We start from the raw sequence: 19335 nt of genomic DNA, 5'->3' as shown, positions 1-19335 counted from the left end.
GATTAAACTCGCTGTAATTTTCCGTAAATAAATACTTTTGCCAGATGAATAAATCCATTAAAAAGTACCTTAGCGTAAAATTTCCAGCCCGGTTTGCTCAGGTCAGTTAAACATTTAAATCGTATGCGATATACTCAGCCACACCCAATAAATGATAAAAATACAGAGAAATCTTATATGTTTCAGGATAAAAAGCTGGTCTGTTTTGATCTGGATGGTACGTTGATTGATTCTGTAGGCATCTGGAATCAGGTCGATGCAGCCCTGATTGATGAGCTCTCCAACAGAAAAGTCGATTTACATGAGATTCAGATTCAGCAACAGCGCGATCTTCAACTTACCGCCTTGAGACATATGTCAGATCCTTATCTCGAATATTGTGGATTTTTAAAAGAACAATACGGTTTTAAACCAGCTAAAGAAGAAGTAAAAAATCGTCGTTATAGTATTTCCCGACATTTTCTTGATTATATCGTCGAGTTAAAACCTCAGGCAGACCTCCTGATTCAGGCTTTAAAACAGCAACAGATATCACTGGCTTTGACCACCACCACCAGTTTATTCAATGTACAGCGCTATCAGGATAACAATCGAAATATTAATTCTAAAATCAGCTTTGAGGATGATTTTGCCTTGATTCTCACACGTGAAAATGTCCAGAACATTAAGCCGCATCCCGAAGTTTATCTGAATGTTTTGCAAGCCTTTAACCTTCGACCTGAGGAATGTCTAATTATTGAAGACTCGTTAGTCGGTGTAGAAGCAGCAAATCATGCGGGCATCGAGGTGGTGGCAATTTATGATCAGCACTCCGCTCATGAAATAGATTTGATCAAAGCCAAAGCAAATTATTATGTCGAGGATTTTGCTGAATTATTGAGTTTCATTCAATAAAAACACCCACTAAAAAAGATGCCATGAAACATCCTTATTCATGGCATCTCGAATACTATTTGTGGCCTAAAAATCTTATTACCTATTTGGCTTTTTTATAGATTGAGCCTGAACCAACCAGATTTCCGGTTTTCTCATCGATTGCGAAATCGACCATACCTGCACCTGCGTTCAACTGAAGCATACCATTTTCATTCACTGCAGCGGGCATTGGATTCTTTTTCTCGGTTTTACCGGTTTCCTTATCTTTGATCGTATTGGTAATCAGATAATTTTCACCGTTTTTAGAAATAACCAGAATATTTTCAAGTTTTGGATTTTCCACGGTGTTTTTCCAATTGCCCTGATAATCTGGTGCGGGTGCTTCAGTGGTGTTACAAGCAGTTAAAAGTACTAATAATGGAATTGCTGAAAAATATTTAAGATGTTTCAAAACTGAGACCTTGAGTGTAACGACGCGGCCATTATAGAGAGAAGCCTTTAGAGCTGAAGCAGGTTGTTGTAGGCAAAGCGTTTCAGCAGTACTGGATCTGTTTTGCTTTCGTCATTTTTTGAAATCTGTATCCATATTTTATTCATAAACAGGAGGATTTTAATGATATTGAATCTGATAAAGGTCAAAAAAAAATTCCTCAATAGACCATCCAAATCTATTGAGGAGTACCAAAATGGTGAATAAGTAACACTTAAGAATTATGACAATAGTTTCGCTTTAAAGTAGTTGAATACAGATCTAGCAGCATGGGTTTTTTCAACCACCTGCTCAGTCCAGTGATTCGGTAGAGAACATTTAGCGAGACCTACCCACACTGTAGAAAACTGTTTCATAAAGCTGGCTTCGTTATAATGAATGCCATATTCTGCACAGAGCGCTTTGATTTTTGGCGCAACCTGCGCATAGCGATTGGCGGGCATGTCCGGGAACAGATGGTGCTCAATCTGATGGCTCAAATTGCCACTCAAGATATGTAGCCAGGTTGTTCCACTAAAATTGCTCGAACCACGAATCTGGCGTAAATACCACTCGGCACGGGTTTCATTGTCGGTATTGTCCATCTCAAAGGTTTCAGCATCTTCGGTGAAATGACCGTTAAAAATGACGGCAGAAGCCCATAGACTGCGAATCACATTAGCCACCGCATTTCCGGTAAATACCGGAATGGCATTTGGCCCTGCAATAATCGGGAAAAACACATAATCTTTTAACACCTGACGACGCATCTTCTGGCGCAAAGGTGCTGCTTCTTCCCAGACTTCTTTCCAGGTTTTGGTTTTATAGGCAATCACATCTTCCAGATGCAAACGTTGCAGGCCAACATACCATTCGAAAAACACCATTAACTGAATGCCCAGTGGAATATTGAACAGGAAACGTGGTTCCCACTTTTGCGATTCACTGACCCGAATCAGACCATAACCGACATCATGATCCATTCCGACGATATTGGTATAGGTATGATGAATATAGTTGTGCGTATATTTCCAGTCATCGCCGGTTGAAATCGTATCCCAATCATAGGTCGCACCGTTCAGACTCGGATCGTTCATCCAGTCGAACTGGCCATGCATGACATTGTGACCGAGTTCCATATTTTCCACGATTTTGGAAAGACCGAGCAGACCTGTCCCCGCCAGCCATACCGGTGGCAACCAACCGGCAAACATCAGCATGCCGCGTGAGGCAATTTCGCTATAGCGGACAAAGTTGCGGATTTTATAAATATATTCGGCGTCTTTTTCCCCCAGATCATCCATGACCTCGCGGCGGATCGCATCGACTTTGGCACCGAATTCCTCAATCTGTTCCGGACTGAGAAATTGGCTTTTGCTATGTCGTTTAAAATCAATTTGCATATTCATGGGAGCACCTTCTTATAGTTTAATTAATGGCTTATCAATAGTTTATAAATTAATCACCACAGGACTCACTGCCTGAGAAATGCAGAGTTTGATCTGGGTATTATTACCATGATCAATTTCACCGGTCAGAACATTTCGTACCGAACCACTGACTTTGGTACAGGAACAGGTATTGCAGATACCCATTCGGCAGCCATGCGCTGGTCTCAAGCCGGATTTTTCGGCACTTTCCAGTAAGTTGGACTGGGCTTGAAATTCCTGCTGCGATCTTAAAAACCGTACCGGCTGTGCTTTAATTTTTTCATCGACCACAATCTGGAAATATTCCGAATGAAAATTGGATTTCAATTCCAGTTTATCAACGATGCGAAGTGCGGCCTTCATCATCCCGGCGGAGCCACAAGCATAAATTTTTCGTTCTGCAAAGTCTGGCACCAGCTCTTGCAATAAGCTCTGCGTCAGATGCTGCTGGTGTTCCACGGTATTGAAATGGTGATATTTCAAGTTTGGATGCATAAGAGCCAATGTTTTCAGTTCAGCATGAAAGGCATCATCTCGAGTGAAATAAATCAGGTCGATCTGTTCCAGAGACTGAATGACTGCTTTTTGCAGCAAGGAGTAAATGGCGGTAATACCACTACCTGAAGCCAGGAATAAAATCGGCTGGGTGGATTTTTGCAATGTGAACTCACCTTGGGGCTGAGATATTTCAACCACCGCACCAATTTGCATCAGACTTAAGGCACGTGACACTTTACCCTGCTGTTTAACCGCAATGATCAGATCGCCATTTTTTAATACCGTCACTACAGAATAATGTCGCTGATGACGTACGCCATCAAGTCTGACGGTCACTGCAATATTCTGGCCGGCCTGAAATGACTTGGCTTTAAAATTATGATTTGGACGTAAGTGAATCTTGAAAAAGTCAGGGCTGATGGCTTGAATGCCCATAACGGCAGCCTTAACTTTTTTGATTGCCCAGGTTGGATGGATTTTTTCACCAATAAAATCAATGAAATCTTCCCGGATCCAATGCGGCTGATAGGTTGGCATGCTTGTCATTTTTATCCCCTTATCCGCAGACAGCTTCATTAATGTACAACTGTCTAATTATTATATTGCTCAGGATAAAGAATTTTCACATTCAGACCATGTCAATACAGGTCAAATTATGTGCCTAAGCCATATAATATGACTTTTTGTCGGACAATATCGTCTAAAAGTAGCGATCAAGGCGATATGGATTGAGAAAAAGCATTTTTAAATAGACAACGCTGCTTAGCCTGTACATAAAAAAACTGACCTCTATTCGAGATCAGTTTTTTAACTTCATGTTGGGATTTTCAGATTAAATGACGCTTTAACCTGCTGCCTGCTCCAAAAGAATAGTCCCATATAATTCACGCAGATCCTTTTTCAGCATTTTACCAGTACCACTGAGTGGGATCGTATCAACAAATACGACTCGGTCTGGAATCTGCCATTTGGCTACCTTGTCCGCATAATATTCCAGCAGATCAGTTTCACTTAGCTGGCTATCCGGTTTTTTAATGGCAATCAATACCGGGCGCTCATCCCATTTAGGATGCTGGGCGGCAATTACGGCAGCCATCGCAATTTCCGGATGCCCCATGGCAATATTTTCCAGCTCCACCGATGAAATCCATTCTCCGCCAGACTTGATTAGATCTTTAGAACGGTCACTGAGTTTCATAAAGCCATCCTGATCCAGCGTAGCAATATCGCCGGTATCAAACCAGCCGTCAGCAGTCAAAGCTGATTCTTCCTTGCCGAAATAATGACTGATGACCCAATGCCCTTTGACCTGTAAATTTCCTGTGGTCTGTCCATCACGTTCAATTTCGTGCGTCCCTTTTTCTGTATCAGTCAAACGTAGGTCAACCCCGAATGGCGGACGGCCTTGGGACAGCCGAATCTGTAATTTTTCTTCATCAGACAGATGCAAATGTTTGGTCTTGAGCTGATTTGCCGTACCCAGTGGGCTGATTTCCGTCATGCCCCAGGCATGGATCGTTTCACAATTAAACTGTTCTTTGAACGCTCTTAGCATGGCCGGTGGGCATGCCGATCCGCCCACTACATTCCGTTTTAGGCTTTCCAGTTTGGAACCTGACTGGTTTGCGGCTGCAATCAACCCCTGCCAGATGGTCGGTACGCCAAGTGCTACCGAAACCTGATAGGTATCAATCAGGTTGACCAGACTGGCGCCATCCAGACCCGGTCCAGGAAGGACCAGGGTACATCCCACCATCGCGGCAGCATACGGTGTTCCCCAAGCATTGACATGGAACATCGGCACGACCGGCAACATAATATCCCGAGCCGAGACATTTAATGAGTCAGGTAAAATGATGGCATAGCTATGTAATACCGTAGAGCGATGGCTAAACAGCACACCTTTAGGATTGCCCGTGGTTCCTGAGGTATAACACAGAGAGCTTGCTGAGTTTTCATCAAGTGTTGGCCACTCGAAATCTGCATTTTGGCCGGCAATCAGATCATCATAAAATTGTACTTCTGGTATCGCTTCTCTGACTGCCGGATCCGCCGCATCCAGACAGATAAAATGCTCGACCGAGGTCAACAGCGCTTTCACGGCTTTAATTAAAGGGACAAATGTTTTATCGAACAGCACCACGCGATCCGCAGCATCATTCATAATAAAAATCAGCTGTTCCGGAAATAAGCGCGGGTTAATGGTATGACAGACCAGGCCGCTGCCAGAAATGGCATACCAGGACTCTAAATGGCGATGATTATTCCAGGCAATAGTCGCGACCCGATCTCCCTGCGCCAAGCCGAGTTGTTGTAATGCATTGGCAAAACGTTTCGAGTTTTGGTGAATTTCTCCCCAATTGGTCACTGTAATAGTGGTATCGGTATTTTTGGAAATTACCTCGGTATCGGCATGATAGCGTCCTGCATGTTCAATCATGCTGCTGATCAGTAAAGGCTGAAACATCATATTTCCGAGCATTCTCCACTCCTTTGTGCTTGTTATTGGTCCGTATTTTCGTATCGTTGTTATAGTTGCATGATGGCTCGGTCTGAAACCGTAACTTACTTTTTATCATCATGTGGATCGAATTTAGCAAGGAAATCTAACTTTGTAAGTATCGAATTGTGACAAATTAAGCCAAGTGACTGAGGCGTATAAAAATGGGAATACAATTTATGTAGAGATAAAATTTCCACAGAAAATCTGAGACCTGATTTTCACTTTAGTTGTAGTGCATCAAGACTCAAGCTTAAAAATAGAATGACAATAAGCCTAGTCCTCCCTTTTGTTATATTAAGCATCTTAAAATATGTTATAAATCAAAATAATTAGAACAGTTATAGTTCAAGAAAGTGTATGTATAAGTCTGAAAAACTGGCACAGAATATCCGTCAGATGATTGAAAATGGCGTATGGAAGGCACATGAAAAATTGCCTTCACTTCGCGAACAGACCCAATTATCTGGTTATAGCCTGATGACGGTACTCAATGCTTATCAGGAACTTGAAGCACAAGGTCTGGTCTATGCCAAAGACAAATCAGGCTATTACGTTGCAGAACACACTCAAGCGCTGCTCAATAGCAAACAGTCCGCCCAGATTGGTTTAAATCCTAAAATTCAAATCAACTCAGTGGTATTTAATTATTTAAAATCGACTCAGTCAGCCGAAATTGTGCCTTTTGGGTCTGCCTTTCCCAATGCAGAGCTGTTATATAACGCTAAATTTATGCAGATTTTGGCACAGCAGGCCAAAAGAAAAAGCAGCTATAACAACCAGAATCACATGCCGCCCGGTAATCAGGACTTGCGACAACTGATTGCCAACCGTTATCAATTGCAAGGTATTAGTTGTAATCCGGATGACATTGTCATTACATCAGGTGCACTAGAAGCACTAAACCTTTCCTTACAGGCCTTAACCCAACCTGGTGATTTTATCCTGTTACAGCAAACTATATTTTATGGGGCTTGGCAGGCAGCCGAGCGTCTGGGATTACAGGTAATTACCATCCTGGAACATCCACAGTTTGGTTTTGATCTCGAATCATTTGAGCAGGCTTTGAAACAGTATCCGATCAAGGTGTGCTGGCTGATGCTGAATGCCCATAATCCGATTGGTTTTACCGTCAGTTCTGAAATCAAACAGAGAATTGCGGAGCTTTTGCATGAATATCAGGTGTATTTAATCGAAGATGATGTTTATCAGGAATTAAATTATGGTGCAGCCAAGCCCTTACCAGTTAAATATTTTGATCAACATCAAATGGTACTGCACTGTGCTTCATTTTCCAAAACACTGGGAATGGGCGCACGCGTCGGTTGGGTATATGCCGGCCCATTTTCCGATGCCATTCAGCATTTACAGCTCATGAGCACTTTAACGGTCAGTCCCTTACTTCAAAATGCGCTGGTCGAATTTATTTCACATCATCATTATGAAAAACATTTGCGCCATTTAAGGCAGCATCTGGAAAAATATAAAAAGAAATTTTATCAGGAACTCAAAGCGCGTTTAGGCACCCTCTGTGAAATTTATTATTATTCCGGTGGCTATTTTCTCTGGATTGAATTGCCCCAACAACTGGATGCCCAGCAGCTCTATGAACAATTGCTTCAACAACATATTTCAGTTGCCCCTGCACTGCTGTTTAAGCCTGAGCCTGCCAGCCAACATTATATTCGGCTGAACTGTTCGTTTGAATGGACAGCCAAGATTGAAGATGCAGTCAATCTGCTGGCAGAAACCATTCTTCAAAATAGCAAAAGCGCGGATTAATTCATCCACGCTTCTGTTACAGATCAGACTCTCTCATTGAAAGAAGTCTTAGAAGTTGTAAATCGCAACCGCATTGATTCGGTTGTCTTCACCTTTGTCACTGCCATTTGTAGCTGGAGCTAAAGCTGTACGTTCACCATAGACATATTCCAGACCAAAACTGAGTGGCTTGGTTGGGCTATAGAACACGTTTGCCCACGCTTGCCAGAGGTCTTTGTTGGCTCTAGTTGCATTAGATTGCGCTGCATCAGCTGGCGTCGAAGCAATAAGCGCATCGATATAACGTTGATCATCATCAAAACTCATATAACCATAGCCTAAAGTACCGCGCAACTTGTCATTAAATTGCTGGGTTAAGCCCACCGAAATCGAATCGAATTCACTTTGTAACAGATCACCATTTACAGCTGTAATTACACCCGTATTGGCATTCGAGATAAAGCTACTATCGCCTTTGACATGATAGTAGTCGGCTTTTAAAGTCGTCCCCGGCACAATGTCATATTTCGCCCCCAGCCCCACGCCCCACGCCATTTCTTCATCTTCATTCACGCGCTTTTCATGACCCATGGCACGTGCGCTGACTGCAAAATTATCGGCAAATTTATGATTTAAACGTGCGGTTAAAGCCGGTAGGCGTTGTTTGATCCCAGGATTCGTATCTTTCGGATCTTCAACTGCAACGACCAGATTGGTTTCAGGGCTGAAAGTGCTGGTGTGGCGCACTTGTGGTGTGCGTTTAATCGAACCCCCAGCATATACCAGAGCATCTACAGTTTCCGGAATATAGTCTGGCGTGGCAAAGTTTGACCAGGTTTGACCGATCAGCCAGTTAGCATAGCTGATATAAGCATGACGAATTCGCAGGTTGTCAAAGCCGGCTCCACCTAAAAAGTCCACCTCAACTTTACCGCTGAGTGCTTTATCCCCAGCACCTACAGGTGCTTTAAAATCCATCCCTAAACGCGTGGCAGAAAGTGTCGACTTAAACTCATCACTACGCTCCCCAGCACCTTCAAGTGGTACTGAACCAATCTGGTTGAACATGCGTGCTGCTGACCCACCTTCAGCCTGATAAGATGCATCGGCACGAATGTTTCCGTATAGATTAAACTCGGCACCACTGGCGATTTTCATCACCGGTTTGCTGGCTGGAGTTGCAGGTGTAGATGCGACGACCGGCGCAGTTACAGCCGCTTTCTGAACGTGCTGCTGTTCAATCAAGGCACGTAAGGCCTGAACTTCCTGGCGTAGTTGTTCAATTTCCTGCTGACTGCTCTGCGTGGTTTGTGCTTGAACCGATAAGCTCATGCTCCCCATACTGATTGCAATCATGCTCATCAAAAGCGTGTGTTTTCGTGTTGGCTTATTGATTGTTGTGGTGAATAGTGTCGTGTTCATCCTAAACTCGCTTTTTATTGTTCGACTAGATTCTAGCAACAGATCACCACCCGTTACGATGGCGATCTATATCATTGGTAATACTATCTTTATTAACTATAGTTTAATTCATTAACTGGTCTTTTCTGCCAGTGAATCTGGCTGAATAGTCTTCGCCGTAAGGGCTTGACCATCTACAGAGCTTTTTAAGTTCACCAGGAAAATTGCCAGCGCAGCAATCACGCCAGGAATCGCAATAGCAAAGAAGTTCATTTGATGCGGTAAATTCATGGTTAATAAAGCACCGGTCAGTACCGGACCAACAATCGCCCCAATACGTCCAATACCAGATGCCCAGCCCATACCGGTAGAACGTACCGTCGATGGATAATACTGCGCCACAAAGGTATAGAGCAGAATTTGTGAGCCAATCGTTGCAGCACCTGCTATAGCAATCAAGGTATAGAGCACAAACTGTGGACTGTTAAAGCCAAGCAAGATCAGGGCGATTGCTCCGCATAAGAACATGATCGTGAGGACTTTTTTGATGTGGAAACGATCTGCCAGATAACCACCGCCAATTGCACCGACCATCCCCCCAATATTTAATGCGAACAGGAAGATCATACTGGCACCTAGCGAGTAACCGGCCTGAATCATCAGTTTAGGTAACCAGCTTCCCAAGGCATAGACCATTAATAGGCACATAAAGAACGCCAGCCAGAACATGAAGGTACTGAAGCTGCGACCTTGTTGAAATAGTGCTTTTAATGGGGCTTCATCGCCTTTTTGTACTTCATTCAGTACAAACTGGGTGTCACTGGTAATAACCTGTGTCGGAGATATTTTTTGAATAATATCATTTGCTTGTGCAGTCTGTTGCTTGTTGGTCAAGTACATCAGCGATTCTGGCAAGTATTTCCAAAGAATTGGCAAAAGTAACAGTGGAATACCGGCTAACAAGAACATGATTTTCCAGCCATATTGTGGCACCAGCCATGCACCTAACAGCGCAGAGGTCATACCGCCAATTGCATAGCCACTAAACATTAAGGCCACCAAAGTACTGCGGATACGCTTAGGCGCATATTCGGTCATCAAGGCCACCACGTTCGGCATAACCCCGCCAATCCCTAAGCCGGCAAGGAAACGTAAGATTCCGAATTCGACCGGTGATGTCGCAAAAGCACCGATGAATGTGAATCCACTAAAAATAGCCACGCACATCATGATGGTTTTTTTACGACCTAACTTATCGGACAAGGTTCCAAAAGTCATGGCACCAAACATCATGCCAAATAATGCGGTACTGGCCAGCATCCCGGCTTGCACTGTAGTTAATGACCATTCTTGCATCAACAGAGGCAAGGCGACCCCATAGATCACCAGATCATAGCCATCAAAAATAATGATCAGCAAACACCAGATCAGCACGCCCCAGTGAAAGGGCGTGAACTTTGCTTCATCAATCAGCGTATTTATATTCACTTTATTTGTAGACATCTCCACCTCCAGATTGTGAAGTTCAATTTATGAAAGCCACAATGAAGAAGATGCAGAATAATGTCCAAAACTGAATAGGCATGTCTTTATACCTATAAAGTCTGATTCAGGCTAAGCATTTAAATTAATTAAAAAATATATTATTGAATCGTGGAATATTTTTTAACATAGGCCGATAAACTTGCCAAGAGCTGCTGATTGCTGTGCCTCTTGAGATAATTGATTGGACTTAAAACACCGAACGATCATACTTTAATGCTTCAAGATCATAGACTTGATAGACAGCATCAAATAGGTAGCGGATATATTCACTTTCATCCATATTACGCATGGCCATAAATACAGGACTCACAGCAAATGCATCTGCTAAAGGTATAAAGTTGAGATGGGCCAATTTAATATTTTGTGCACTTTCCGGCGCGATACAAACACCCTCTCCCGCCGCTACAAAACCGAGTGCCAGCTGCAATTCGCGTACAATCCGCAGATTTTTAGGCTCTAATCCATACTCAGAAAATATGCCGCGCACCTGGGTGGCAAAATTAGCCTTTCCCGTATTCGGATATAAAAACAACTGCTGATCGACCAGTTCAGATAAATGCAGGCTCTCGCGTTGAGCAAGGACATGACTGGCATGTGCTGCCACCACCAAGCGCTCTTCACGCAACAACACTCGTTTTATGGCCGGATCCGAGATTCTTAAGCGGCCAAAACCGACATCTATACGGCCTTCTTTGAGGGCCTGAATCTGTTCATAAGTATTCATTTCCATCATCTCGATTTTGAGATAAGGATGCTGCTGTTTAAACAAAAACAGAATACGCGACAGTAAACCGAACAATAAAGAACCAACAAAACCGATGGTAATGGTGCGATCTGCAATGCCGATGCGCTTGGTCATCGACTTAATTTCTTCCGCATTAGACAAAAGTTTAACAGCGTGCTGATAGAAGAACTGACCTGCTTCTGTGGTCTTCAATGGACGGCTACCACGCTCAAATAACTGAATATCCAGCTCTGCTTCAAGGTTTTGGATCTGTCTGCTTAAAGGAGGCTGAGCAATAAATAGTTTTTCTGCCGCTTTAGTAAAACTTTGCTCTTCTACCACCGCAACAAAATAGCGTAAATGTCTAAGTTCCATGATCTAGAATACCTTTAAAGTATAAAAAAATGCTAAATCGATCTTAGACCAATCAACATTATTCTTTTAAGGTATATCAAATCGAAGCATTAAAGCAAGAATGTGAATCCGTATTATGTATAAGTCAGTTGAAACCTTGCTGGTAGAAATCCCGACCATTCGCCCTCACAAGATGGCTGTGGCGACGATGCAAACCCAGACCCTGGTCTTAGTTAAAATCACCACTGAAGATGGTTATATCGGTTGGGGTGAGGCAACGACGATCGGCGGCTTAGGTTATGGTGATGAAAGCCCGGAAAGCGTTAAAGTCAATATTGAAACTTATTTCGCCCCCCTTTTAAAGACATTATCCGGTTTAAATGTTGCACAAACATTACAAGCGATCAAAAAGAATATTAATGGTAACCGTTTTGCCAAATGCGCGATTCAGACTGCCCTGCTAGATATTCAGGCACAGCGCATGCAGCAGCCGCTCAGTGAAGTCTTAGGTGGCCGCTTACGTGACAGTATTCCAGTGCTTTGGGTCTTGGCTTCAGGCAATACAGAAAAAGATATTGCTGAAGCAGAAAAAATGATTGCAGCAAAACGCCATAACATTTTCAAACTCAAAATTGGTTCCCGTCCAGTTGAAGAAGATGTTGAGCATGTGCTGGCGATTAAAAAAGCCCTGGGCAAAGATATTTCGATTCGTGTGGATGTGAACCGTGCTTGGTCAGAATTAGACGCCATTAAAGGAATTCAGTTGCTGCAAGACGGCGGTGTTGATCTGATTGAGCAGCCATGTGCAATTGATAACCTGGATGCCATGCGCCGTCTGACCCGACGTTTTGATGTTGCCATCATGGCAGACGAATCGTTAATGGGCCCGCACTCAGCGTATGAGATTGCCAAACAAAACGGTTCATCTGTTTTTGCAGTGAAAGTTGCCCAGTCAGGTGGTCTGATCGAAGGTTGTGAAGTAGGCAAGATTGCCAAACTTGCAGGTATTGACCTGTACGGCGGCACCATGCTGGAAGGCCCGGTGGGTACGATTGCTTCGGCACATGTGTTCTCTACTTTTGAAAGTCTGGCGTTCGGTACCGAGCTGTTTGGTCCTTTGCTGCTGACTGAAGATATTTTAAAAACCCCACTCAACTATCAAAACTTTGAACTTGAGATTCCGAAAGGACCAGGTCTGGGGATTGAGTTGGATGAAAACAAGATTGACAACTTGCGTCGTCAGTAATCAGGAGAAACCCATGCTTTTCCACGTACGTATGGATGTAAACATTCCACGTGACCTGCCAGTTGAACAGGCAAACGAAATTAAGGCTGTTGAAAAAGCCTATTCGCAGGAATTGCAGCGTCAAGGCAAATGGCGTCATATCTGGCGCATCACGGGCCAGTACTCAAACATCAGTATTTTTGATGTTGAAAGCAATGAAGAGTTGCACAACCTGTTACAAGGCTTGCCGCTCTATCCTTATATGAATATTGAAGTGATGGCATTAAACCGTCACCCATCTTCAGTTCGAGATGACGACAGTTGATTAAATGAGCGGATTGGGAGTCACCGGATTCCCCTTCCGAATCGAAAACAGAGGGTACCTCAACAAGGATTGTGGCCAGCCAGATTTAGCCAGCCAATGAAAGCTAAAAAAGTGCGCCACTAAAAGATGAAAGACATACTTTAGGAGCAATAGTATGAATCGCCAAGAAATTGATGCATTAGTTAAGCAAATGAACGTTGATACAGCGACAGGTCCTGTAGATGAACGTGTACAACAAGTTGTTGTGCGTTTATTGGGCGACCTTTTCCAGGCTATCGAAGATCTTGATATTTCCCAGTCAGAACTGTGGAAAGGCCTGGAATACTTTACTGATGCCGGTCAAGCGAACGAATTAGGTTTATTGGCTGCAGGTTTGGGTCTGGAGCATTACCTAGACTTACGTGCTGATGAAGCAGATGCTAAAGCAGGTATTACTGGCGGTACGCCACGTACGATTGAAGGTCCACTTTATGTCGCTGGCGCACCTGAAACTGTAAGCTTTGCGCGTATGGATGATGGTTCTGAAGAAGGCAAAATCCCGACGCTGATCATTGAAGGTACAGTGACGGATACTGACGGCAACCGTGTTGAAGGTGCCAAAGTTGAAATCTGGCATGCAAACAGCCTGGGTAACTACTCATTCTTTGACAAGTCACAGTCTGACTTTAACTTGCGTCGCAGCATCATTACCGCTGCCGATGGTCAATATACTGCATTGACTACAATGCCAGTGGGTTATGGCTGCCCTCCAGAAGGTACCACCCAGTTTGTACTGGACAAATTAGGCCGTCACGGTAACCGTCCATCGCACGTACATTACTTCGTATCTGCACCGGGTTACCGCAAACTGACTACTCAATTCAACATTGAAGGCGACCAATACCTGTGGGATGACTTTGCATTCGCGACTCGTGAAGGCTTGGTTGCAACTGCGGTTGACGTGACTGATGAAGCTGAAATTGCAAAACGTGGTCTAAACGGTCCTTTCAAACACATTCAATTTGATATTGAACTTGTGAAAGAGAAACAAAACGTACCTTCTACTGAAGTTGATCGTCGCCGCGCTAGCGCTTAATACAACTATAGAAGCGGGGTATGTTTCAAAGATATATCCCGCTGACTTCCCCCTTGGAAAGTCGGAGAAAGGACATGCCTCGTATTCCCGTAATTAACACCAGCCATTTAGACCGCATTGACGAATTACTGGTTGATGATTATGAATCTGGTGAATTTAAACTACACCGTTCAGTATTTACAGACCAGGCCCTGTTTGACCTGGAGATGAAATACATCTTTGAAGGTAACTGGGTTTATCTAGCACATGAAAGCCAGATTCCAAACAATAACGACTTCTATACTACTTATATTGGTCGTCAGCCGATCATCATTGCACGTAACCGTCAAGGTGAACTGAATGCCATGATAAATGCCTGTTCGCATCGCGGTGCACAATTGTGCCGTAACAAGAAAGGCAATAAAGCAACTTATACTTGCCCATTCCATGGCTGGACTTTCAATAACTCAGGTAAGTTATTAAAAGTCAAAGATCCGGCTGAAGCGGGTTATTCAGACTGCTTTAACAAAGACGGCTCACATGACCTGAAAAAGGTTGCCCGTTTTGAAAACTATAAAGGTTTCCTGTTCGGCAGCTTGAATCCGGATGTTCCTTCTCTGGAAGAATACCTGGGCGAAGCGACCAAAATCATTGACATGATCGTGGATCAGTCTGAACAAGGTCTGGAAGTTTTACGTGGTTCTTCGACTTATACCTATGAAGGTAACTGGAAGTTGACTGCTGAAAACGGTGCTGATGGTTATCACGTGTCTGCTGTACACTGGAACTATGCTGCAACGACTCAGCAACGTAAAGAAAAAGAAGCTGGCGACAACATCCGTGCCATGAGCGCAGGCGCATGGGGCAAACAAGGCGGTGGTTCTTACGGCTTTGAACATGGTCACATGCTGCTTTGGACTCAATGGGCTAACCCGGAAGACCGTCCTAACTTTGCCAAGAAAGATGAATACACTGCGCAATATGGCGAAGCCATGGCGAAGTGGATGATCGAACGTTCACGTAACCTGTGTATCTATCCAAACGTTTACTTCATGGATCAGTTCGGTTCACAAATCCGTGTCCTGCGCCCGATTTCTGTCGATAAAACTGAAGTGACGATCTACTGTATCGCACCTGTAGGCGAAGAGCCTGAAGCACGTACCCGTCGTATCCGTCAGTATGAAGATTTCTTTAACGCTTCAGGTATGGCGACACCAGACGATCTTGAAGAATTCCGTGCTTGTCAGGCAGGTTATGCCGGTATCGCGCTGGAATGGAACGATATGTGCCGTGGTTCTAAACACTGGATTCAAGGTCCTGATGATGCTGCCAATGAAATCGGTTTAAAACCAAAACTGTCTGGTATTAAAACTGAAGATGAAGGTCTATACCTGTCTCAGCACCAGTACTGGTTAGAATTGATCAAAAAAGGTATTGCGACTGAGAAAGAAATTGCAGCATCAACTGAAGGAGAAAACGCATGAGCGACATCACTTTAGAAAATATTGCTCAGTTCCTGTATCAAGAAGCCCGCTTTTTAGATGATGAACAATGGGATGACTGGTTAACTTGTTATGCCCCTACTGCGTCTTTCTGGATGCCAGCTTGGGATGATGATGACAAACTGACCACAGATCCGCAGTCTGAAATCTCGTTGATTTACTATCCAGATCGTCAAGGTTTAGAAGACCGCGTGTTCCGGATCAAGACTGAACGTTCATCTGCAACCATGCCGGACACACGTACCTGCCATAACCTCAGCAATATTGAAATTGTTGAACGTGATGGCGACAAAGTGACTGTACGTTTTAACTGGAATACTTTGAGCTTCCGTTACAAAACAAGTTACAGCTATTTCGGTATGTCTCGTTATGAAATCGATTTCTCAGGCGATAAACCACAAATTTTAAGCAAATACGTGGTACTGAAAAACGATTACATCAACCAGGTTATCGACATTTATCACCTCTAAGACTGTTTTTACAGCCAGGTTATGCCTTTCGGTCAGATGGAAAATTGGCTGAAAGGCTCAGTTACAAAGATTTATATAGGATATTCAGCCATGTCAAACCACAATGTTGCACTTCAATTTGAAGATGGCGTTACACGTTTTATTTCTGTTTCAGATGGTGAAACACTGTCGGATGCAGCTTACCGTCAAAAGATCAATATTCCTTTGGACTGCCGTGATGGTGCTTGTGGAACGTGTCGTGCGTTTTGTGAATCAGGTTCATTTGACATGCCTGAAGAAACTTATATTGAAGATGCTTTAACGCCTGAAGAAGCCGCTGAAGGCTTTATTCTGGCTTGCCAATGTAAACCAACTTCAGATGCAGTGTTCCAGATTCAGGCGTCTTCAGAAGTCTGCAAAACTGAAATTCACGCTTTCCAAGGTACTTTGGCGCGTGTCGAAAACCTGTCTGACTCGACCATTACTTTTGACATCCAGTTAGATGAAGGTCAACCGGATATTCATTTCCTGGCTGGTCAATATGTCAATGTCGGTATTCCAGGTACGACTGAAACCCGTTCATATTCATTCAGCTCAAAGCCAAGCGACCGCTTGACCGGTTTCGTAGTACGTAACGTACCGAACGGCAAAATGAGTGAATTCTTAAGTAAAAATGCCAAAGCTGGCGACAAGATGACTTTTACCGGTCCATTTGGTAGCTTCTACCTTCGCCCTGTGACCCGTCCCGTCTTGATGCTGGCGGGTGGTACAGGTATTGCACCATTCATGTCAATGCTGCAAGTACTGGAAGAAAAAGGTTCAGAACATCCAGTGCGTTTAGTATTTGGTGTGACCAATGACTTTGACTTGGTTGCCATTGAAAAACTGAACGAACTGCAAGAAAAATTCCCGTGGTTCGAATACCGTACAGTGGTTGCTAACCCGGAATCTACACATGAGCGTAAAGGCTATGTAACCGGTCATATTGAGAACGAATGGCTAAATGGCGGTGATGTAGATGTCTACCTGTGTGGCCCTGTACCAATGGTTGAAGCCGTTCGCGGCTGGCTGGATGCTGAAGGCGTAAAACCTGCAAGCTTCCTGTTTGAAAAATTCTCTGCCAACTAATAGAGGGAATTTGTTCAATGTCTAATCGTCAAAGATTTGAAAATAAAGTTGTAATCGTGACCGGTGCCGCGCAAGGCATCGGTCGCGGTGTCGCGCTGCAAGTGGCGAGCGAAGGCGCTCAAGTCGTCATGGCTGACCTTTCGCCTTATGTGGAAGAAGTTCTGGCTGAAATTGAAGCCACTGGCGGTGATGCGATTACTGTCAAAGCCAATCTGGAAACCTTTGCCGGCGCAGAATCTGTTGTCGCCAAAGCGCTGCAAACTTATGGCCGTGTCGATGTCCTGATCAACAACGTTGGCGGCGCGATTTGGATGAAGCCTTTTGAAGAATTTTCTGAAGAGGAAATTATCAAGGAGGTGAACCGCTCACTGTTCCCAACGCTGTGGTGCTGCCGTGCAGTTCTTCCAGAAATGATTCAAAATCAGAAAGGTACAATTGTAAACGTATCTTCTATTGCCACACGAGGGATTAACCGTGTTCCATATTCAGCATCTAAAGGTGGTGTGAACGGTCTGACCGCTTCCCTTGCCTTTGAACATGCCAAAGATGGAATCCGTGTTAATGCGATCGCAACTGGCGGTACCGAAGCACCACCGCGTAAAGTGCCACGCAATGCCAATCCACTGACTGAGTCAGAAAAAGACTGGATGCAGCAAGTGGTTGATCAGACCATTGACCGTACTTTTATGGGTCGCTACGGTACGATTCAGGAACAAGTGAATGCAATTGTATTCCTGGCTTCGGATGAATCATCGTATATGACTGGTACTGTCGTACCGGTCGGTGGTGGTGATCAGGGCTAAGTCCTGATCATGACTTTTTTAACAGGATCATGGTTTGACGCAAGGAGGCACATCACCAATGAATAACCTGTTTCACAGTTTAAAAAATGATTGGTCAATTTCAGCGACTGTTGCAGGATTTTTAGCAGTGCTGATTTCCTATTCAGGCCCACTAATCATTTTTTTCCAGGCTGCTCAACAAGCCCAAGTTTCCCCAGACATGATGATTTCTTGGATTTGGGGCATTTCTATTGGTGCTGCACTTGCCGGTATTTTCTTATCGATTAAATACAAAATACCGGTGGTGACTGCCTGGTCTGCACCCGGAACGGCTTTATTAGTCACGCTTTTTCCTGATATTTCACTCAATGAAGCGGTCGCTGCCTACATCACCTCTGCCGTGGTGATTTTTTTCATTGGGATCACCGGTTATTTCGACAAATTGCTGTCCTGGATTCCTCAGGAAGTGGCTGCCGGAATGATGGCCGGGATTTTATTGCAGTTTGGTTTAGGTCTGTTTACGGCAACCGATACCATGCCCTACATTGTGTTTGGCATGCTGGCAGTATTTTTACTGGCCAAGCGTTTCAGCCCACGCTATGCCATGGTTTGGGTATTAGTGGCAGGTGTGGTTTTAAGTCTGTTACTGGGCAAAATTAACCCGGTAACCGCTGATTTTAGCTTGGCGATTCCACAATTTATTGCCCCGGAATGGACCTGGAACTCTACCTTGAATCTGGCACTACCGCTGATTTTAGTCAGTCTTTCTGGCCAGTTTTTACCAGGCATGAGTATTATCAAGCTCAGCGGTTATGACATGCCGGCCAAACCTATTATTAGTGTGACCAGTATTGCTTCGCTTGCGGTGGCCTGTGTAGGCGGCATTACCATTGTACTGGCCTCAATCACGGCTGCTTTATGTTTGGGTAAAGATGCCCATGAACTGAAAGAAAAGCGTTATATCGCCGGCGTGGCCAATGGGCTTTTTTATATTTTAGGCGGCTTATTTGCCGGCAGCATTGTCATGCTGTTTAGCCTGATGCCCAAAGAACTCATTGCGGCTTTGGCAGGACTGGCATTGCTCGGTGCAATTGCCACCAATATTTCCGTTGCAATGGGCAAAGAATCACAACGTGATGCTGCCCTGATCACCTTTTTGGCGACTGCATCTGGTATGCAGTTCCTTGGACTGAGCTCAGTCTTTTGGGGGATTTGTATTGGTTTGGTGGCGCACTTTGTATTGTCACAGAAAGACCGTAACGCTGTTCCGCTTGCAGCATCAGATTCAAAATGAGTTTAAAGACATCCATAA

The 19335-nt window shown here is 44.1% G+C and carries 17 protein-coding genes; 10 read left to right on the top strand and 7 right to left on the bottom strand.

Annotation, left to right across the window (positions count from 1 at the left end):
• The first annotated feature begins 177 nt into the window (after window positions 1-177).
• Window positions 178-894, top strand: a complete 717-nt coding sequence (locus tag FTU95_RS05880; protein ID WP_180077838.1) for an HAD family phosphatase — start codon at window positions 178-180, stop codon at window positions 892-894.
• 82 nt (window positions 895-976) lie between these two features.
• Here FTU95_RS05880 and FTU95_RS05875 read toward each other — a convergent pair whose 3' ends face one another.
• The 4 genes from FTU95_RS05875 to FTU95_RS05860 all read right to left on the bottom strand — a co-directional run bounded on the left by FTU95_RS05875 (window position 977) and on the right by FTU95_RS05860 (window position 5755).
• Window positions 977-1327 (bottom strand): hypothetical protein, encoded by a 351-nt coding sequence (locus tag FTU95_RS05875; RefSeq protein WP_004280391.1) that lies wholly within the window; start codon window positions 1325-1327, stop codon window positions 977-979.
• Between the two features lie 260 nt (window positions 1328-1587).
• Window positions 1588-2754: an acyl-CoA desaturase gene (locus FTU95_RS05870; RefSeq protein ID WP_180077836.1), complete on the bottom strand. Its 1167-nt coding sequence runs from the start codon at window positions 2752-2754 to the stop codon at window positions 1588-1590.
• A 42-nt stretch (window positions 2755-2796) separates the two neighbouring features.
• On the bottom strand, window positions 2797-3819 hold the full coding sequence (locus FTU95_RS05865) for a flavin reductase family protein (RefSeq protein ID WP_180077834.1): 1023 nt from the start codon (window positions 3817-3819) through the stop codon (window positions 2797-2799).
• 298 nt (window positions 3820-4117) lie between these two features.
• A complete protein-coding gene (locus FTU95_RS05860; RefSeq protein WP_114541221.1) occupies window positions 4118-5755 on the bottom strand; it encodes a long-chain-fatty-acid--CoA ligase in 1638 nt (545 codons plus the stop codon).
• Window positions 5756-6133: 378 nt separating this feature from the next.
• On the opposite strand from FTU95_RS05860, the gene FTU95_RS05855 reads away from it, so the two are divergent.
• The gene (locus FTU95_RS05855; RefSeq protein WP_114541220.1) at window positions 6134-7555 is read left to right on the top strand and encodes a PLP-dependent aminotransferase family protein; all 1422 of its coding nucleotides are present in this window, start codon (window positions 6134-6136) and stop codon (window positions 7553-7555) included.
• A gap of 48 nt (window positions 7556-7603) precedes the next feature.
• Here the strand turns inward: FTU95_RS05855 and FTU95_RS05850 are convergent, their stop codons facing one another.
• From FTU95_RS05850 to FTU95_RS05840, 3 genes are all read right to left on the bottom strand, one after another.
• Window positions 7604-8956 carry a DcaP family trimeric outer membrane transporter gene (locus tag FTU95_RS05850; RefSeq protein ID WP_180077832.1) on the bottom strand — a complete coding sequence of 451 codons (1353 nt, stop codon included), beginning with the start codon at window positions 8954-8956 and terminating at the stop codon, window positions 7604-7606.
• 111 nt (window positions 8957-9067) lie between these two features.
• Window positions 9068-10438, bottom strand: a complete 1371-nt coding sequence (locus FTU95_RS05845; protein ID WP_100357612.1) for an aromatic acid/H+ symport family MFS transporter — start codon at window positions 10436-10438, stop codon at window positions 9068-9070.
• Between the two features lie 229 nt (window positions 10439-10667).
• On the bottom strand, window positions 10668-11579 hold the full coding sequence (locus FTU95_RS05840; RefSeq protein WP_005096953.1) for a LysR family transcriptional regulator: 912 nt from the start codon (window positions 11577-11579) through the stop codon (window positions 10668-10670).
• A gap of 115 nt (window positions 11580-11694) precedes the next feature.
• Between FTU95_RS05840 and FTU95_RS05835 the strand changes: the two genes are divergently transcribed.
• The 8 genes from FTU95_RS05835 to benE all read left to right on the top strand — a co-directional run bounded on the left by FTU95_RS05835 (window position 11695) and on the right by benE (window position 19317).
• Window positions 11695-12804: a muconate/chloromuconate family cycloisomerase gene (locus tag FTU95_RS05835; protein ID WP_180077830.1), complete on the top strand. Its 1110-nt coding sequence runs from the start codon at window positions 11695-11697 to the stop codon at window positions 12802-12804.
• 13 nt (window positions 12805-12817) lie between these two features.
• Window positions 12818-13108, top strand: a complete 291-nt coding sequence (gene catC / locus FTU95_RS05830; protein ID WP_004647036.1) for a muconolactone Delta-isomerase — start codon at window positions 12818-12820, stop codon at window positions 13106-13108.
• A gap of 154 nt (window positions 13109-13262) precedes the next feature.
• Complete coding sequence (gene catA / locus FTU95_RS05825) at window positions 13263-14183, top strand: catechol 1,2-dioxygenase (RefSeq protein ID WP_004731099.1); 921 nt, start codon at window positions 13263-13265, stop codon at window positions 14181-14183.
• 74 nt (window positions 14184-14257) lie between these two features.
• Window positions 14258-15646, top strand: a complete 1389-nt coding sequence (gene benA, locus FTU95_RS05820; protein WP_005096958.1) for a benzoate 1,2-dioxygenase large subunit — start codon at window positions 14258-14260, stop codon at window positions 15644-15646.
• Window positions 15643-16134, top strand: a complete 492-nt coding sequence (gene benB, locus FTU95_RS05815; RefSeq protein WP_005096959.1) for a benzoate 1,2-dioxygenase small subunit — start codon at window positions 15643-15645, stop codon at window positions 16132-16134. Before benA ends, benB begins: the two co-directional genes overlap by 4 nt.
• A gap of 90 nt (window positions 16135-16224) precedes the next feature.
• The gene (gene benC / locus FTU95_RS05810) at window positions 16225-17241 is read left to right on the top strand and encodes a benzoate 1,2-dioxygenase electron transfer component BenC (protein WP_180077828.1); all 1017 of its coding nucleotides are present in this window, start codon (window positions 16225-16227) and stop codon (window positions 17239-17241) included.
• 17 nt (window positions 17242-17258) lie between these two features.
• The gene (gene benD / locus FTU95_RS05805; RefSeq protein ID WP_180077826.1) at window positions 17259-18044 is read left to right on the top strand and encodes a benzoate diol dehydrogenase BenD; all 786 of its coding nucleotides are present in this window, start codon (window positions 17259-17261) and stop codon (window positions 18042-18044) included.
• Between the two features lie 58 nt (window positions 18045-18102).
• The gene (gene benE, locus FTU95_RS05800; protein ID WP_180077824.1) at window positions 18103-19317 is read left to right on the top strand and encodes a benzoate/H(+) symporter BenE; all 1215 of its coding nucleotides are present in this window, start codon (window positions 18103-18105) and stop codon (window positions 19315-19317) included.
• Window positions 19318-19335: the final 18 nt, after the last annotated feature.

Source organism: Acinetobacter sp. YH12208 (assembly GCF_013418055.1).
Taxonomy (GTDB): Bacteria; Pseudomonadota; Gammaproteobacteria; order Pseudomonadales; family Moraxellaceae; genus Acinetobacter; species Acinetobacter pseudolwoffii.
The sequence above is the reverse complement of the archived record's forward strand: the minus strand, read 5'-3'. Positions and strand labels throughout refer to the sequence as shown.

Bases quoted from the DNA above. Each gene is read 5' to 3' on its own strand.
- FTU95_RS05880 (WP_180077838.1), top strand. From the start codon at position 178: ATGTTTCAGGATAAAAAGCTGGTCTGTTTTGATCTGGATGGTACGTTG.
- FTU95_RS05870 (WP_180077836.1), bottom strand. From the start codon at position 2,754: ATGAATATGCAAATTGATTTTAAACGACATAGCAAAAGCCAATTTCTC.
- FTU95_RS05865 (WP_180077834.1), bottom strand. From the start codon at position 3,819: ATGACAAGCATGCCAACCTATCAGCCGCATTGGATCCGGGAAGATTTC.
- FTU95_RS05860 (WP_114541221.1), bottom strand. From the start codon at position 5,755: ATGCTCGGAAATATGATGTTTCAGCCTTTACTGATCAGCAGCATGATT.
- FTU95_RS05855 (WP_114541220.1), top strand. From the start codon at position 6,134: ATGTATAAGTCTGAAAAACTGGCACAGAATATCCGTCAGATGATTGAA.
- FTU95_RS05850 (WP_180077832.1), bottom strand. From the start codon at position 8,956: ATGAACACGACACTATTCACCACAACAATCAATAAGCCAACACGAAAA.
- FTU95_RS05845 (WP_100357612.1), bottom strand. From the start codon at position 10,438: ATGTCTACAAATAAAGTGAATATAAATACGCTGATTGATGAAGCAAAG.
- FTU95_RS05840 (WP_005096953.1), bottom strand. From the start codon at position 11,579: ATGGAACTTAGACATTTACGCTATTTTGTTGCGGTGGTAGAAGAGCAA.
- FTU95_RS05835 (WP_180077830.1), top strand. From the start codon at position 11,695: ATGTATAAGTCAGTTGAAACCTTGCTGGTAGAAATCCCGACCATTCGC.
- catC (WP_004647036.1), top strand. From the start codon at position 12,818: ATGCTTTTCCACGTACGTATGGATGTAAACATTCCACGTGACCTGCCA.
- catA (WP_004731099.1), top strand. From the start codon at position 13,263: ATGAATCGCCAAGAAATTGATGCATTAGTTAAGCAAATGAACGTTGAT.
- benA (WP_005096958.1), top strand. From the start codon at position 14,258: ATGCCTCGTATTCCCGTAATTAACACCAGCCATTTAGACCGCATTGAC.
- benB (WP_005096959.1), top strand. From the start codon at position 15,643: ATGAGCGACATCACTTTAGAAAATATTGCTCAGTTCCTGTATCAAGAA.
- benC (WP_180077828.1), top strand. From the start codon at position 16,225: ATGTCAAACCACAATGTTGCACTTCAATTTGAAGATGGCGTTACACGT.
- benD (WP_180077826.1), top strand. From the start codon at position 17,259: ATGTCTAATCGTCAAAGATTTGAAAATAAAGTTGTAATCGTGACCGGT.
- benE (WP_180077824.1), top strand. From the start codon at position 18,103: ATGAATAACCTGTTTCACAGTTTAAAAAATGATTGGTCAATTTCAGCG.